Origin of the sequence: Mucilaginibacter sp. KACC 22773 (genome assembly GCF_028736215.1) — a bacterium.
In the GTDB taxonomy this organism is placed as follows: domain Bacteria; phylum Bacteroidota; class Bacteroidia; order Sphingobacteriales; family Sphingobacteriaceae; genus Mucilaginibacter.
Genome location: NZ_CP117883.1, coordinates 2,921,380 through 2,936,379 on the forward strand (window position 1 = coordinate 2,921,380; position 15,000 = coordinate 2,936,379).

A 15,000-nucleotide genomic window follows, 5' to 3' on the forward strand; every position below is an offset into this window, starting at 1 on the left:
TAGGAATTTTCCTTTTTAGAGTTTAGAATTTATCATTTAAATACATATGAATACCAAATTAGCGTGGCGTAATTTAAAAAAGAACAAGTTGTATGCGTTCATCAACATACTGGGTTTAACGGTGGGGATTGCCAGTTGCCTGCTTATAGGCATCTACATTAAACACGAAACAAGTTACGATAAGTTTCACGTTAACGCCGATAGGATAGTGCGGGCAACTATGGAATATAACACGGCTGATGGACCACAAAGCATAGCCGTAAGTGGTACTAAAGCTGGTCCGGAATTTAAGCGGGTGTTGCCCAGGGTAAAGGACTATGTACGAACGTTTAAATCAAACAGGGTAATTGGTTATAATAACCAGGTATTCGACGAAAAAAGCATTTTGTATGCTGATCCGAATTTCTTCAAAGTATTTTCATTTAATTTAGTTAAAGGCGATATCTCATCGGCTTTAAGTGCTCCGGATAAAATTGTGATCACTCAAAAATCGGCTGAGAAATATTTTGGCAACCAGGATGCATTGGGCAAAGTATTGAAAGTTGGCTCAAAAAACTTCACTGTGTCGGCAATAGCAGAAAATGTGCCAAGCAATTCGCAAATACAGTTTGATTTTGTACTGCCATTTAGTCTTTATATGGATATGAACGGGCCGGAGCAATGGTGGACAGCCAATAACATGACTTATTTGCTGCTTAACGATAAAGCTTCACCTGCTGAATTGCAAAAACAGGTATCGGCTTACATGGTGAATACGGTAAGCAAAAAAGAACTAAAAATGGATGGCAACCATTATCTTACTTACAATTTGCAGCCTTTAACAGATATACATTTAAAATCAAACCTGGCTGATGAATTTGAACCGGTTGGCAGCATAACATACATCTACGTTCTTTTAATTGTAGCCTTATTAATATTGATAATAGGTTGTGTAAATTATGTTAACCTTGCTATCGCCCAATCCGCAGGCCGGGGTGCCGAAATTGGTGTACGCAAAGTTATGGGTGCCGGCAATGGCGAATTATTTTGGCAATTCATTGTTGAATCCGTATTTACAGCGGTTATAGCTGCACTATTGGCCATTGTGCTGGCGGCGTTGATTTTGCCTTTGTTCAACCAAATATCGGGCAAACAACTTGAAGCTGCCACCTTAGTCAACCCCTTCATACTTTTGGGCCTTGTGGCATTAAGTTTATTGGTTGGTTTTGCGGCGGGGGCTTATCCTGCATTGTTATTATCAAATGCTAAGCTGGTAAAAATATTAAAATCGGGGTTCTCATTTACATCCGGTCAAAACGTACGTAAATCGTTAATAGTTTTCCAGTTTGCGATCTCGGTGTTTTTGGTCATATCTACCATCGTAATACTGCAGCAATTATCATACATCCGCAATAAGGATATTGGTTACAGCAAAAGCAACATGGTAGTACTGCCTATAGATGCGAAGATGTTACCGCAGCTGGATGCAATAAAAAAAGCGATGAGCGGTATTCCCGGCGTGCAATCAGTAGCTGCTGCTAATGACGAACCTATAAATGTTGGCTGGGGCGATGGTATAAACACCAATGACGGTAAAAATATTTCTGTAAATGCTATCCCCGTTGACGAGGATTTTATAAAAACAATGCAGCTCAAACTAATTTCGGGAAGTGATTATACCCATGCGGATTTGCTATTGCTGGATACTACAAATCAACGTAGAAATTATCATTACACCTTTATGTTAAATGAGTCGGCGGTAAAAGCATTAGGCTGGACTCCAGAGCAGGCTATTGGCAAAACCATATCAAAAGGAGTAACCGGAACAATAAAAGGCGTGATAAAAGACTTTAATTTTAAATCATTCCATGACCAGATAACGCCCCTGATCTTATTTCTGGACAACGAACAGTTACACCGGATGTTTGTGAAGATAGATGGGAATAGCACCGCCGCAACGTTGGCCCAAATTGGTAAGGTATGGAAAGATAGGGTTAGCCACCGCCCGTTTGATTATCGCTTTTTGGATGATGATTATGATGCCCTATACCGCACCGAACAACGTACAGCAGGGGTATTCACTACATTTTCTGCACTGGCCATCATACTGGCCTGCTTAGGCCTATTTGCCATAACAGCCTTTGCCGTAGTGCAGCGCACCAAAGAGATTGGTATTCGTAAAGTACTGGGTGCGGGTGTTGTAAATATTATCATGCTGATTGCTAAAGATTTTTTAACGCTGGTGATTATAGCTACCGTTATCGCATCGCCAATTGCCTGGTATATATCCAGCAAGTGGCTACAGGATTTCGCTTTCCGTATTGATATACAATGGTGGGTGTTTGTAGTAACAGGTATTGCAGCCTTATTGGTAGCCGCCGTTACGGTAAGCATACAATCAACAAAAGCCGCGTTGGCCAACCCGGTAAAAAGCCTGAAGAGTGAGTAGGCAGTTGTGAGTTGTGAGTTGTGAGTTGTGAGTTGTGAGTTGTGAGTTGTGGGTAAATTGGTGCTTAAATTAGGATTTAGAGTTTGAATTTTAGGGTTTAGAATTTAGAAATTAGGATTTATGTTGCGTAACCACATTAAGATTGCATTCAGGAGTTTAAGCAGGAATAAGGGGTTCACCTTTATCAATATAACAGGTTTGGCAGTTGGCCTGGCCGTTTGTATCATGATTATGCTGTATGTAACCCATGAAATGAGTTACGATAGTTTCCACAAAAACGGGAAGCGGATTTATAACCTGCGGGCATCTATAAAGATGGGGGGGAATGTCATGAATATGGCCTATATGAGTTACACTGCCGGGCCTATCGTAAAGCAAAACAATCCTGTAGTGGAGGATTACATGCGAACAATGGTTTATTTCAGGCCAATGGTGGTGAGCAATCCTGCATCACCCGAAAATAAGTTCGCAGAAAATAAACTGATCTTCGCGGATGCGGGTTTCTTTAATTTTTATTCTTTTAAGTTGTTGTCAGGAGAAGCATCGGAAGCACTTAAAGCGCCATTCTCTGTTGTAATTTCAAAGGATATCGCAAAAAAATACTTCGGTAACACGAATCCTGTGGGCGAAACACTTATTATAAAAACAGATAGTGCCTATACTTACCACATTACCGGGGTAGCCGAAAATGCCCCGTCAAATTCATCTATCGACTTCAACTTTGTAGCGTCTAACACAAGTTTGCTTTCAATGAAAGAAGCATCAATGTATACAGGTTCGCAAGAGATAAGTTTTGGCTCATTTGGGTTGAATTTGCTTTTAAAACATGCTTCGGACACTGCCGCGTTGAGGCGTAACCTGCAGGCAATGGCCAAAAAAGACAAAAGCCTGGGCGAGATGATTTATACTTTATCGCCAATAACTGATACCCACCTGCACATGAACTTTGGTGATTCATCTAACACCAGGTATTTAAAGATTTTTCCGTTGGTGGCTGTGTTGATATTACTGCTGGCATTGGTTAATTACATGAGCCTTTCTACTGCGAGGGCTACGTTAAGGGCCAAGGAAGTGGGGGTGCGCAAGGTGTCTGGGGCAAGCCGTATTAGTATTGCTATGCAGTTTTATGTAGAGTCTGCCTTGTTTGCGGGCATTTCATTCGTGCTGAGTTATTGCCTGTGTTATCTTTGCAAGCCCTGGTTTTTAAATGTGTTGCAGTTAAAGATAGATAGCTCGTTTTTATATAGCCCGGTAGTTTTAGGCTTGCTGTTAGCTTTGCTGGTGCTTACGGTGTTAATAGCAGGCAGCTACCCTTCGTTAGTTTTATCGGCTTTTAAACCTGTAGTTACCCTAAAGGGCAAAATGAGCACGCAGGCGGGCGGCGCAATGGTACGTAAAGTATTTACTACCCTGCAGTTTGCCATATCTGTGGGGCTGATTATATGCGGAATTGTTATCGACCGGCAGCTCTATTATTTCAGGCACGCAGATACAGGAGTTAACCGCGATAATATCGTAATGCTGCCTGTAGGTACCGGTCTGGTAAAAAACTACCAGGCATTTAAAAAAGACATTAGTGATTTGGCAGGTATCGGGGAGATAGCCACATCGCATTATGCCATGTACAAGGGTTATGATATGTTTTTTGCTGTCGGCAAAACCAAAGAAGAGAAAAGTATACCTATAGCCAATTTAGTTGCCGATAATAACTTTATCCCTGTTCTTGGCTTAAAATGGAAATATCCGCCTGCGCCAAATACCGAAATTACCGGCCGCAATAAAGTGGTTATTAACGAACTGGCTATAGGGAAGCTGCATTTACCCGCAAACCCGGTAGGCAGTTTCATTAGTGATGGCAATAACAATCTCCAGGTTATGGGTGTACTTAAAAATTTCAACTTTAGCTCAATGGCAGATGAGTTAAGGCCCTTTGCTTTAATTACACTTCCCGATACCTCATCCTTTTGGAAAAAGACCGGATGCAGCCTTTTCGTAAAAATAAATCCCCATACCAATTTGCCAACCTTGCTGGCCAAAATGCAGGGCATCTATAAAAAGTATGATCAGGATACCCCGTTTGAATACACTTTCATGGACGATGCCTTTAACCTGCAATACAAGGCCGAGGACAGATTAGCCGCGATTTTTAGTTTATTCACTTACATTACTGTGATATTGGCCACCATGGGCTTGTTTGGGCTTGCGGCGTTCACTATTGAACAGCGCACCAAAGAGATTGGCATCCGCAAAATATTAGGTGCCAGCTTGTCAAAAATAAGTACACTGCTTTCTTTGGATTTTTTAAAACTGGTGCTTTTGTCTGTTATTATAGCTTCGCCGGTAGCCTGGTGGGCAATGCACAACTGGCTGCAGAATTTTGCCAGCCGTATCACCATACCCTGGTGGGTATTTACTGCCGCAGGCGGCATTGCTGTATTAACGGCCATTATCACTGTCAGCTACCATGCAATTAAGGCTGCGCTGGCAAATCCGGTGGATAGTTTGAGGAGTGAATAGTGAATAGTTCATTGGTTCATTAGTTCATTGGTGAAAAGTCTGATATTAAGATTTGATAGTATAATGTTTGGTAATTCCTTTTAGTGTTTAGGATTTATTTTCCCCCACATGCAACGTATTTCTTCCTGCTGTTGTCTTATTAATAAACCAAACTAAAACATTATGAAAAAGCACTTACTGCTATTTTTTGTTGCCTGCCAAAGCTGTGTTGTTTTTGCGCAGGACTCCAAAACCCCATACATGACCAAACCCATTTCCGGAGCTGTTAAAGATGTATTTGTGAACACATCTGGCGGAAGTATTACCGTAAGCGGTGCCGCCGGCGAGTCGCCGCGCGTTGAAGTTTATATCCAGGGAAACAATAGCATCGGCAATATATCAAAAGAAGAAATAGAGAAACGCCTGCAAAACTACGAACTAAGCGTTACCGTTAGTGGCGGCGAAGTTCATGCCACAGCCAAAAACAAGCACAATTTCTCTAATTGGAGAAACTCGCTAAGTATCGGTTTTAAAGTATTTGTACCTAAAAATGTTAACACCAGCCTGAATACCAGCGGTGGCAGCATACACCTGGATAATTTGGATGGTACCGAAAAATTTGAAACAAGCGGCGGCAGTTTGCATGTTGATAAATTAACAGGGATGATTAAAGGCCAAACATCAGGCGGCAGCATTCATGTAAGCAATTCGGGATCAAGCATTGATTTGGAAACAAGCGGCGGTAGTATTGAGGCAAGTAACTGCAATGGAAAAATTCACCTCGAAACCTCGGGTGGCTCATTACATCTTACCGATTTAAAGGGAACTATTGATGCCAACACCAGCGGTGGCAGCATCAGCGCCAACAATATCGCAGGCGAGTTAAAAACAGGTACATCCGGTGGCAGCATCAACCTTAACGGGCTGGCTTGTGCGTTAGATGCCTCAACCAGTGGTGGCAGCTTTCATGCGCAATTTAGCAGTGTAGGCAAATACGTTAAAATCGATGTAAGTTCGGGTCACATCGATATTTCGGTGCCATCCAAGTCGGCCCTTGACCTTGATATGCGTGCTGATAAGGTAGAAGCCAACTTTACATCAAACTTTAGCGGTACTAAAGAAAAAGAAAGAATAGAAGGCAAATTGAATGGCGGCGGTTCATCGTTTGAGGTAAGGGGCAACAGCCGTATCAATCTTAATCTTAACTAAGATCTATATAAAGTAAACAAGTACGCATGGGGGCCTGTTGTTTAACGCGACAGGCTCTTCGTGTTTTAAGTCTTAAGTCCCAAGCCTTAAGTTCTAAGTCTAAAATGACGAATCAGACTTAAAACCCCAGACTTAGGGCTCCTGGTAGCGTTTCTTAAGTAATTGCATCATGCCAAGGTTAATGTCCCATTGGTTTGATACCGGCATTTTTGTATAAGGCAGTACAGGCATGTAAGGGGAAGGGCCAAACTCGGGTGTAATGGTTAATAACCCGGCGCCGTTTTGCAGGCGCGATTTTACTATGGCATCCCACCACTGCAAATGTGCTTCCAGCTCTGGTTGCCATTCGGGGGCATTTGGATCAGAAACCTGTGCAGATTGGGCATGGCCAACGCGTGCGTGAATATGAACAGTCCGGCTGATGGCTATTTTAACCGCTTCTGGTTGCTGTTCCAGTAAGCTTTCAGATACATTACACCAGTGCGAAAAATCTGCGGTTATTAAAACATCGGGGTTATCTGTAAGCAATTGCTTAGCAATATGAGCGGCGAACAGAGCTTTATTTCGGTGTGTTTCATGGGCAATGGTAATTCTGCTTTTCACAGCAATCTCGTTGGCTATGGCAAAAAGCGCTTTATTTTGCTCGTTTGTGAAATAATCCTTTCCTGTTTGCGAGTCAATTAAAACCGGCCGTGCCTTTACTAAATTTTCCAGATGCTTACGGAAGCTGATTTTATGCGCCTCAAAATCTTCTTCAAACGACTGGTAATATTGGCCAATCAATAACAGGTTATGCTTTTTAAGCGCATTTAAAATGATGTCTTTTTCGTGTTCATCAAAAGGTACAGATGCTTCAACGCCCTGGTAACCGGCTTCCTTTACTTTAAAACAAAATTCGTCCCAGGGCAATTGTTCAGAACCCCAGCGCGGGCAAAAAAACTTTATTTTCATTATAACATTTATAAGAACGGTGAAAAGATAATCTGTATGGCTAATTTTTACTATGCGATAAATATATGATTATTTGCCCCACTATATCTTATAACACCAGATCGCTTTCTTTTAAAATTAAATCGAACTTCCTCAATTGGTTTGCGCTTCGATTGTATTTTGGTCGACCCCCAAATTTAAGCTATAGAAACGCACGCGTACTGTAACGTTTCCGCAGGGCTAAAATAACTGCATGTTTTGCAAATTTCTGAATATCAAAATATTATATATTTGGCGCGTGTTTTTAAAGAATAGCAGGGAGGCACCCCAGCAGTATAGTAATCTTATTTTAGGTTTGACTACAGCAATGCCGATAAAAAACTTCCAAACTTGAGAAATTTGGATTTAGTTGATTAGTAATATGCGCTTCGGGATGAGATCCGGAGCGCATTTTTTGTGTTTAGGGTTGGCCTCTTTCAGGCACAATTACAATATCCAGATCAGCTATCTTTTTAACATACAGCTCATCAACCAAAATCATTACGATAGCTAACAAGGGTACTGCAAGTATAACACCCAAAACACCGGATAATGTGCCCATTAATACCTGCGCCAGTATGGTTAATGCTGGCGGCAGGTTTATCATTTTATTTTGAATTATAGGAGTTACTATGTTACTTACTATAGTTTGAGTAACCATATACATTAAAGCCACAACTATAGCGGTATTTGTGCTGATGGTTAAAGCCAGCAATACGCCGGGAATCATGGCTGCCAACGATCCAAAGTTGGGGATAAGCTTGAGCAGCCCGGTAAGCAGGGCAAGTACCAAAGCTACGGGTATGCTCATGACGCCTAACCCGATAGAAAGTAAAATAAATACCAGCACCATCGATAACATCATTCCTTTTAGCCATCCTTTTAGGGCGAAACTAATCCTGTCTATCACCTGGTGGGCGAGCGGTTTGCGGCTTTCGGGCACTAATTTTATCATGCCGTCTTTATACAGGTTAGGATTGCTGGTAAAAAATATAGCCAGGAACAGGATGATATAAATATCGCCCAGCACACCGAAGCTGGTATTAAAGAAGGATTTGGCAGTAGTCATTAAGGCATCTGAGTTATCATCAGCCAGGTATTCCAGGATTTTTCTTCCGATAGGGGTTTCGGCCAGTTTTAGTTTGGCATTACTGATTGTATGCGGAAGCGTATCGCTTAATATTGCTACCTGGTTTGATATTTTAGACCCCATAAACCAAAACAGTACCCCAAGCAACACAAACGTGCCACCGATAGAAATAATCATGCAGATGCGGCGGCGCCATAGGGTTTTCCGCTGGATCATGTCGCCAAGGCCGTGAAAGTATACGGAGATGAGTACACCCGCAAGTACCATTAATAATACATTAAAAGCAACCCGGGCAATCAGTATTACTACTACCAACAGGGCTACTACGGCAACGGTTTGCCATACTTTTTGAATATAGGTGAGTTCTTTTTGAGTTGTTTTACCGGTATATTTATCGCTATTGAGGGCCATTTTGTGCTAATTTGAAAAAGAATGTTCAAATAGGGGACAATGAACACCTCCAAAAGTTTTAACAATATCGCAATATTGATTTAATATCAAGGCCAAAAGCGCCGGTAGCACTCATTCATCCGTTTACGGGTGGTTAACGCTTCAATCAATCCAGTACAAATGTTGATATTGACCGTGCCGGGAGTAAAACGCTGTTAGTATACTTACTTTGAGAAGCCCGCATATTTACGTCCTTATCACCATTGGTTAAATAGGTGCTAAGCGTTTTGTATTTTTTGGTGATGTTTTTTAAATCGAGTTTTACCTTTGTATCGGCCGTGCCACGGTTAACAGCTACTATAACCAGTTTATTATTCACATCTTTCCATGCCGAAACCAGGATTTTACTTTGTGTGGCAGGCGCTGTACCGGTAAGTACACGTACCATGCCGGGACGCACAAATAAACTGTAATGGCCAAGGGCCCACAGGTTTTTGGTTACCGTAAATTCGCCATCTTTAAAATCGGGTTTGGGGTTTAAAGCGATGAGGTAATACCGGGTATTAAAATCGGCGCTGCCTGGTTCATAGGCATTCCAAAATTGCCAGGCGGTAGCATTACCGTCTGTTAAATCGGAGTGAATAACTTTTGCCAAAAACAATGCGCAATCTATCGCGCTCCGGTCACCATTTGAGCCTTCTTTAAAACCATCGGCCAGCATGCTGTATTCCGATTGCCAGAAGTTGACGCCATATTTTTTAGCGGTATCGGCCAGTTGGCTCCGGGTAGCTACCATTGCGCTGTCGGTAGTTTCGGTAAAGTAACTGTGGCCGGCAATTGTTGGCGGTACATGGTTTAATGCCTTAACAGATAATGAACTATTTGTGCCAAAAAAACGCTGAATTTGGTTTGTTGAATTACCACTACCCGAATACAGGTAATTGAGCATGCCCGCTTCGCTTATCAAAATTTTAGTGTTTAATTTCTCTTTATTTAAAACACCGTTAAGTTCATTAACCACATGGTATATTTCGTCGTTTTTCCATGCCGTGCCCTCCTGGTCGCCCTGCATATACGGGCGCGACCAATCCCACTGAGGCTCATTAACCGGGCTGATATAGCTGAAATGAACACCTTCACTATCAAAATGGCTAATCACTTTAGCCAAAAAATTAACATAGGCGCCATAGGCATCGGCCTTCAGGTTACTGGTAAAGTCTTTTTCTGTTTTATAACCAAGCCCGTTACGTGTAAATTGCACCGGCGGGCTGTTTGAAAAGGCTATGAGTGTTTCTACGCCATAATCATGTGCCTTTTTTAAAAAGAATTGATAGCCGGCCTGCTTGTTCCAGTCATAATCGCCATTTGGGCTTAAAAAGCATTCAGATCGCCTCCTGAAATCTTTAATTCCGCTGCTATCGCCTTGTTCTGCAGTTCCGGCGCCAATGTTAAAACGCCAGGCCGATAAGCCAATTCCCAATGGGTTTCCCAACTTGTCTTTTTGCTTACTGAATAATAAACGAGCGATGGCTTCCTTTTTTTCGGCGGGCCAGTATTTGCCTATCCCTTCAGAAAACCAGCAACCCGATGCGCCTATGTTTTCAATTACCTGGGCGGTATTATTCAAATTGATATGCAGGGTTATTGTTGTATCGGTAGTTTGGGCAATTGATGTACAATTAAAAAACGTTGTCAATAACAACGGGACGGCCATTAGTTTAATAAAGTTTTTTGTCGGTTTCATCGGTGCAAATATAAGCCGGGATAATTGTATTATTAGCTATTTAATTGCGGGGAAACGGGCCTGTTGATTATACATGTCATATTATTCCTTTAATTTGTAACCAATTAATTACCCCTTTAGGATGAACCGTATTTGCCTTATTGAAGACGAAGAAAAAGTAGCCGCCTTTATTTCAAAGGGATTGCAGGAACATGATTATGAGGTAACACACGCCATTGACGGCTTTAGCGCGATTGACCTGTTGGCCGGGCATACTTTTGATCTAATAATCCTTGATTTGATGCTACCTGATATTAATGGCATAGATCTTTGCCGTCGCATCCGCAGGGATAATAAGCAGCTGCCCATATTAATGCTTACCGCGCTGGATAGGGTAGACGATAAGGTAAACGGCCTGCAGGCGGGCGCTGATGATTACCTGGTAAAGCCCTTTCATTTTAACGAGCTTTTGGCGCGGATGAATGCTTTGCTAAGGCGTTCACGGCAGGAAATGCCCCAGGAAGAAGGTTTATTAACCTTTAGCGACCTGAAACTAAACACCTTTACCAAAACTGCCGAGCGCGCTGGTACCGAAATTACTCTGACCACAAAAGAATACTATTTACTGGAATTGTTTTTGCGCAACCCCAACAAAACATTATCAAGAGATTATATTGCCGAAAAGGTTTGGGATATCCAGTTTGACACTGGCACCAATTTTATTGACGTGTATGTAAACTACCTGCGTAAAAAAATAGAAAAGGGCGCGCAGTCAAAACTTATTCATACAGTTATAGGTATGGGGTATATTTTAAAGGAGAAATAAGGCTGTATGAAAATAAAAAACAGGCTTGCCTTAAATTTTACACTCCTTAGTTCTGCCATGCTGCTAATTATTATGGCGAGTATGTACCTGGCTTTTGCCAACTTTTTCAGAACGGATTTTTACGGGCATTTAAAAGATAGGGCAAAGGTGGCCGCACAGCTATACCTCGAAGCCGACGAAATATCATCCGATTCATTAAACCACGTTCGCGAACGTATGCTGGAACAATTGCCCAACGAGGTAATAAGGGTTTACAATGCCAACAACATAGCCTCGTTTATAAAAGATAAAGAGCAATACTGGAGCTTTAACACCATTGAAGAAGTCCGCGCAAAAAAGTACATCAGCTTTAGGGAAGGCGAACGCCAAACAATAGGTATTTACTATCATGATAACCAAGGGAATTTCGTGATCCTGGCTTCCGCGTATGATCAGCAGGCAAAGGTGCGCCTATCGGGAATTATCCGTATTATGATTATCATTTTGATAGTGGTGAACAGCGTTTTGTTTTTCATAGGCAGGTGGTTTGCAAAGCGATCGCTGATGCCCATTGATGGCCTTATCAAACAAATGAAGCAAATTAATGCCAGCAGTTTACATGTAAGGGTTGACGAAGGAAAAGGTAAGGACGAAATAAGTGCCCTGGCCCTTAATTTTAACCGCCTGCTTAGTCACCTTCAAAACTCGTTTGAGTTACAGCAAACTTTTGTAGCCAATGCATCGCACGAGTTGCGCACCCCGGTTACAAGTATTATTGGCGAAGTAGAGGTTGCCCTGAACAAGCAACGCAGTATCGTAGATTATGAACGACTGTTGAATTCGGTATTAAATGATGCCGGGCGACTTAGTGATACCATTAGCAGCTTAATGGAACTGGCGCAAACGGATATGGAATATACCCGCGCAAAGCTGGAACCTATCCAGATTGATGAACAAATATGGGAGTTGCAGCATCATTGGGCTATGTCGGCCGGGCACCCGCAACTACAGGTACAAATTGATCATTTGCCCGACGACCAACAGGCGCTATTTATTAACGCTAACCCCACTTTGCTTAAAATAGCCTTCAATAATATTATTGGTAATGCGTTTAAATTCTCGCATAATCAACCCGTTACCTGCCGTTTAAATGCCGATGATCAATCCATAGTAATTACAATTATTGATAAGGGCGTTGGTATTCCTGCCGAAGACCAGGAAAAAATATTTACCCCCTTTTACCGCAGCGCAAACGGGCGTGTATTTGACGGCAATGGGGTAGGGCTGTACGTAGCTTTTAAAATTATCCAGTTATTTAATGGCACCATCAATATACAATCGGTAGTTGGGCAAGGCACAACTTTTACCATTAGTTTTGTGCCAATTTTCTAATCTCTTTCTAATCCCGCTTTAATGCTGGTCTAATTTGGGTGGTATAGTTTTGCGCCAAACAAATAAACTATGCACCGAAAATTTGTTATCGTTCTTTTTTCAATTCAACTATTACTATGGTGTATAGCTGTCGGGGGCCCGGTTTACGGGCAACCCTCCGGCGGCGATACCCTCAGGATGTCATTGAAAGAGACAGAAGATCAATTCTTAAAAAACAATCTCGACCTCATTATTCAGCACTATAATGTTGACCAGGCGCAGGCGCAAGTAATTACTGCACGGTTGTTCAATAACCCCGATTTTAGTTTTGCCAACGTTTTATACAACCCGCAAACCAAACGCTTTTTTGATACCAGCCATGATGGCGGCGAATATTCGGCCCAGCTATCGCAGCTTATCCAAACCGCGGGCAAGCGCAATAAAAATATCCAGCTGGCGCAGATAAGTGCACAGCAGGCTCAGTACCAGCTTTTTGATCTGTTACGAACGCTAAGGTATACGCTCAGGAACGACTTTTATAAGATCTATTTCCAGGAGCAGTCGGCACAGGTTTACCAGGAAGAGATTAATTCGCTGGCGAAAACGCTTAAGGCTTTCCAGGAACAATATACTAAAGGCAATATCTCCCAAAAAGAAGTGCTGCGCATCCAGTCGCAGTTATACTCACTGCAATCAGAACTAAATGACTTGATGGATAGCATTGATGACACCCAAAGCGAGTTGAAATTGATGATCCGCGCCAAACCGTCGAGCTTCGTGTTGCCCCAGGTTGACATTAACCTGGAAGGAAAAAATATGGTGTCAGATGTACCTTATCAACGTCTTGTAGATTCTGCCAATGCCAACCGTTACGATCTTAAAGTTGCCCGCTCGGTTGTTGATTATAACAACATTAACCTGAAACTGCAAAAGGCCACGGCCATACCTGATGTTACTCTTTCATTGGCCTATGACAAGCAGGGTAGTTATATCCGGGATTATTCAAGCGCGGGCATAGCGTTTTCGCTGCCATTTTTTAACCGCAACCAGGGCGGCATAAAACAGGCCCGTATTGCGGTTGATGCCAGTAAGGTGCAGCTGCAAAGCCAGCAGGACCAGCTGGAAAGTGAACTGGCCAATAACTATAAGGGCGCGTTACGCCTTGAAAACCTGTACAATAGCTTCGATCCCAAGTTTAAGCAGGATTTTAACCACCTGATACAGGAAGTGTTTAAAAACTACCAGAAACATAACATAGGCCTGTTGGAGTTTCTTGATTTTTATGATTCGTATAAAACCAATACGCTGCAGTTAAATAATCTGCAACTCAACCGCATCACTTCGTTAGAGCAATTGAATTTTGCAACCGGCACACCATTCTTTAATCAATAATAACACACAGATCATGTATCGCCCATATAAAATAGTTGTTTTTAGTATTCTTCCGGCATTGATTTTATCTATCTCGGCCTGTTCGCATCATCCGGACGAAGCTGCGAAAGATACCCGCTTTGAGGTAACTGATACGTTATTGCGTAGTCTGGTTATTGACACCGTAAAGGCGGAGAACGCGCTGTCGGAAATAACGCTTACCGGCAGCATTGCGCCGGATGAAAGCAAAATGGTAAAAATTTTTCCGATGGTGAGCGGTATAGCGCAATCGGTTCATGTGCAGCTGGGCGATGTGGTTAAAAAAGGCCAGGTGCTTACTACCATGAAAAGTGCCGAGATTGCCGGCTTCAGCCGCGACTTGATTTCGGCACAGGCCGACCTGCGAAATGCCAAACGCCAGCTGGAAACCACGCAGGATCTTTATAAAAGCGGCCTGTCGTCCGAGAAAGACCTGGAGCAGGCAAAATCAGATTATCAAAAGGCTACTGCCGAAAACAACCGTGCCGGTTCTATCATGTCTATCAATAAAAGCAACGGCAAAGGGTATGAAATCCAGGCGCCGCTAAACGGTTACATTATCGAGAAAAATGTAACGGATGATATGCAGGTACGTGCGGATAATAACCAGAACCTGTTTACCATAGCCGATTTGTCGTCGGTATTTGTGCTCATCAACATGTATGAATCAGACATTGCCAGTGTAAAAGTTGGCGATGCAGTACAAATAACTACGTTGGCCTATCCGGATAAAGTATTTACCGGCAAAATTGATAAGCTTTTTGACGTGCTCGATCCGGATAATAAAGTAATGCGTGCCAGGGTGATGATAAGCAATCCGGATAATATGCTTAAGCCGGGTATGTTTACTAATGTAAAAATCCAGGCCAAATCGGGCATGAACCTGCCGGCCATTAAAACAGATGCTATTGTGTTTGATAATAATAAAAACTACGTGGTTGTTGTAGATGGGCCGGCTAAAGTACATATCCAGCCGGTTGAAATAGCCAAGCGGGTAGAAGATGTGGCCTACATCAGCAAAGGGCTAAGGCCCGGACAGCGCGTGGTTGCTTCAAGGCAGGTTTACCTGTACGAGTCATTAAAGGACTAACAGTTCACGATCATTTTAT

The 15,000-nt window shown here is 42.4% G+C and carries 10 protein-coding genes; 7 read left to right on the forward strand and 3 right to left on the reverse strand.

The window, feature by feature from the left end:
* Positions 1-46 precede the first annotated feature (46 nt).
* The 3 genes from PQ469_RS12310 (at position 47) to PQ469_RS12320 (ending at position 6,133) form a co-directional block, all read left to right on the forward strand.
* The gene (locus PQ469_RS12310) at positions 47-2,428 is read left to right on the forward strand and encodes an ABC transporter permease (RefSeq protein WP_274213232.1); all 2,382 of its coding nucleotides are present in this window, start codon (positions 47-49) and stop codon (positions 2,426-2,428) included.
* Positions 2,429-2,548: 120 nt separating this feature from the next.
* Positions 2,549-4,945, forward strand: coding sequence for an ABC transporter permease (locus PQ469_RS12315; RefSeq protein WP_274213233.1), 2,397 nt, complete (start codon positions 2,549-2,551; stop codon positions 4,943-4,945).
* 162 nt (positions 4,946-5,107) lie between these two features.
* Positions 5,108-6,133 (forward strand): DUF4097 family beta strand repeat-containing protein, encoded by a 1,026-nt coding sequence (locus tag PQ469_RS12320; protein ID WP_274213234.1) that lies wholly within the window; start codon positions 5,108-5,110, stop codon positions 6,131-6,133.
* A 132-nt stretch (positions 6,134-6,265) separates the two neighbouring features.
* Here the strand turns inward: PQ469_RS12320 and PQ469_RS12325 are convergent, their stop codons facing one another.
* The 3 genes from PQ469_RS12325 to PQ469_RS12335 form a co-directional block, all read right to left on the reverse strand.
* Complete coding sequence (locus PQ469_RS12325; RefSeq protein ID WP_274213235.1) at positions 6,266-7,084, reverse strand: sugar phosphate isomerase/epimerase family protein; 819 nt, start codon at positions 7,082-7,084, stop codon at positions 6,266-6,268.
* 439 nt (positions 7,085-7,523) lie between these two features.
* Positions 7,524-8,603, reverse strand: coding sequence for an AI-2E family transporter (locus tag PQ469_RS12330; RefSeq protein WP_274213236.1), 1,080 nt, complete (start codon positions 8,601-8,603; stop codon positions 7,524-7,526).
* A 145-nt stretch (positions 8,604-8,748) separates the two neighbouring features.
* On the reverse strand, positions 8,749-10,326 hold the full coding sequence (locus PQ469_RS12335; protein ID WP_274213237.1) for a glycoside hydrolase: 1,578 nt from the start codon (positions 10,324-10,326) through the stop codon (positions 8,749-8,751).
* Positions 10,327-10,447: 121 nt separating this feature from the next.
* Here PQ469_RS12335 and PQ469_RS12340 point away from each other — a divergent pair, with 121 nt between their 5' ends.
* From PQ469_RS12340 to PQ469_RS12355, 4 genes are all read left to right on the forward strand, one after another.
* On the forward strand, positions 10,448-11,131 hold the full coding sequence (locus tag PQ469_RS12340) for a response regulator transcription factor (protein ID WP_274213238.1): 684 nt from the start codon (positions 10,448-10,450) through the stop codon (positions 11,129-11,131).
* Between the two features lie 6 nt (positions 11,132-11,137).
* Complete coding sequence (locus tag PQ469_RS12345) at positions 11,138-12,502, forward strand: sensor histidine kinase (protein WP_274213239.1); 1,365 nt, start codon at positions 11,138-11,140, stop codon at positions 12,500-12,502.
* Positions 12,503-12,571: 69 nt separating this feature from the next.
* Positions 12,572-13,873, forward strand: a complete 1,302-nt coding sequence (locus tag PQ469_RS12350) for a TolC family protein (protein ID WP_274213240.1) — start codon at positions 12,572-12,574, stop codon at positions 13,871-13,873.
* A gap of 13 nt (positions 13,874-13,886) precedes the next feature.
* On the forward strand, positions 13,887-14,981 hold the full coding sequence (locus PQ469_RS12355; RefSeq protein WP_274213241.1) for an efflux RND transporter periplasmic adaptor subunit: 1,095 nt from the start codon (positions 13,887-13,889) through the stop codon (positions 14,979-14,981).
* The last annotated feature ends 19 nt before the right edge of the window (positions 14,982-15,000 follow it).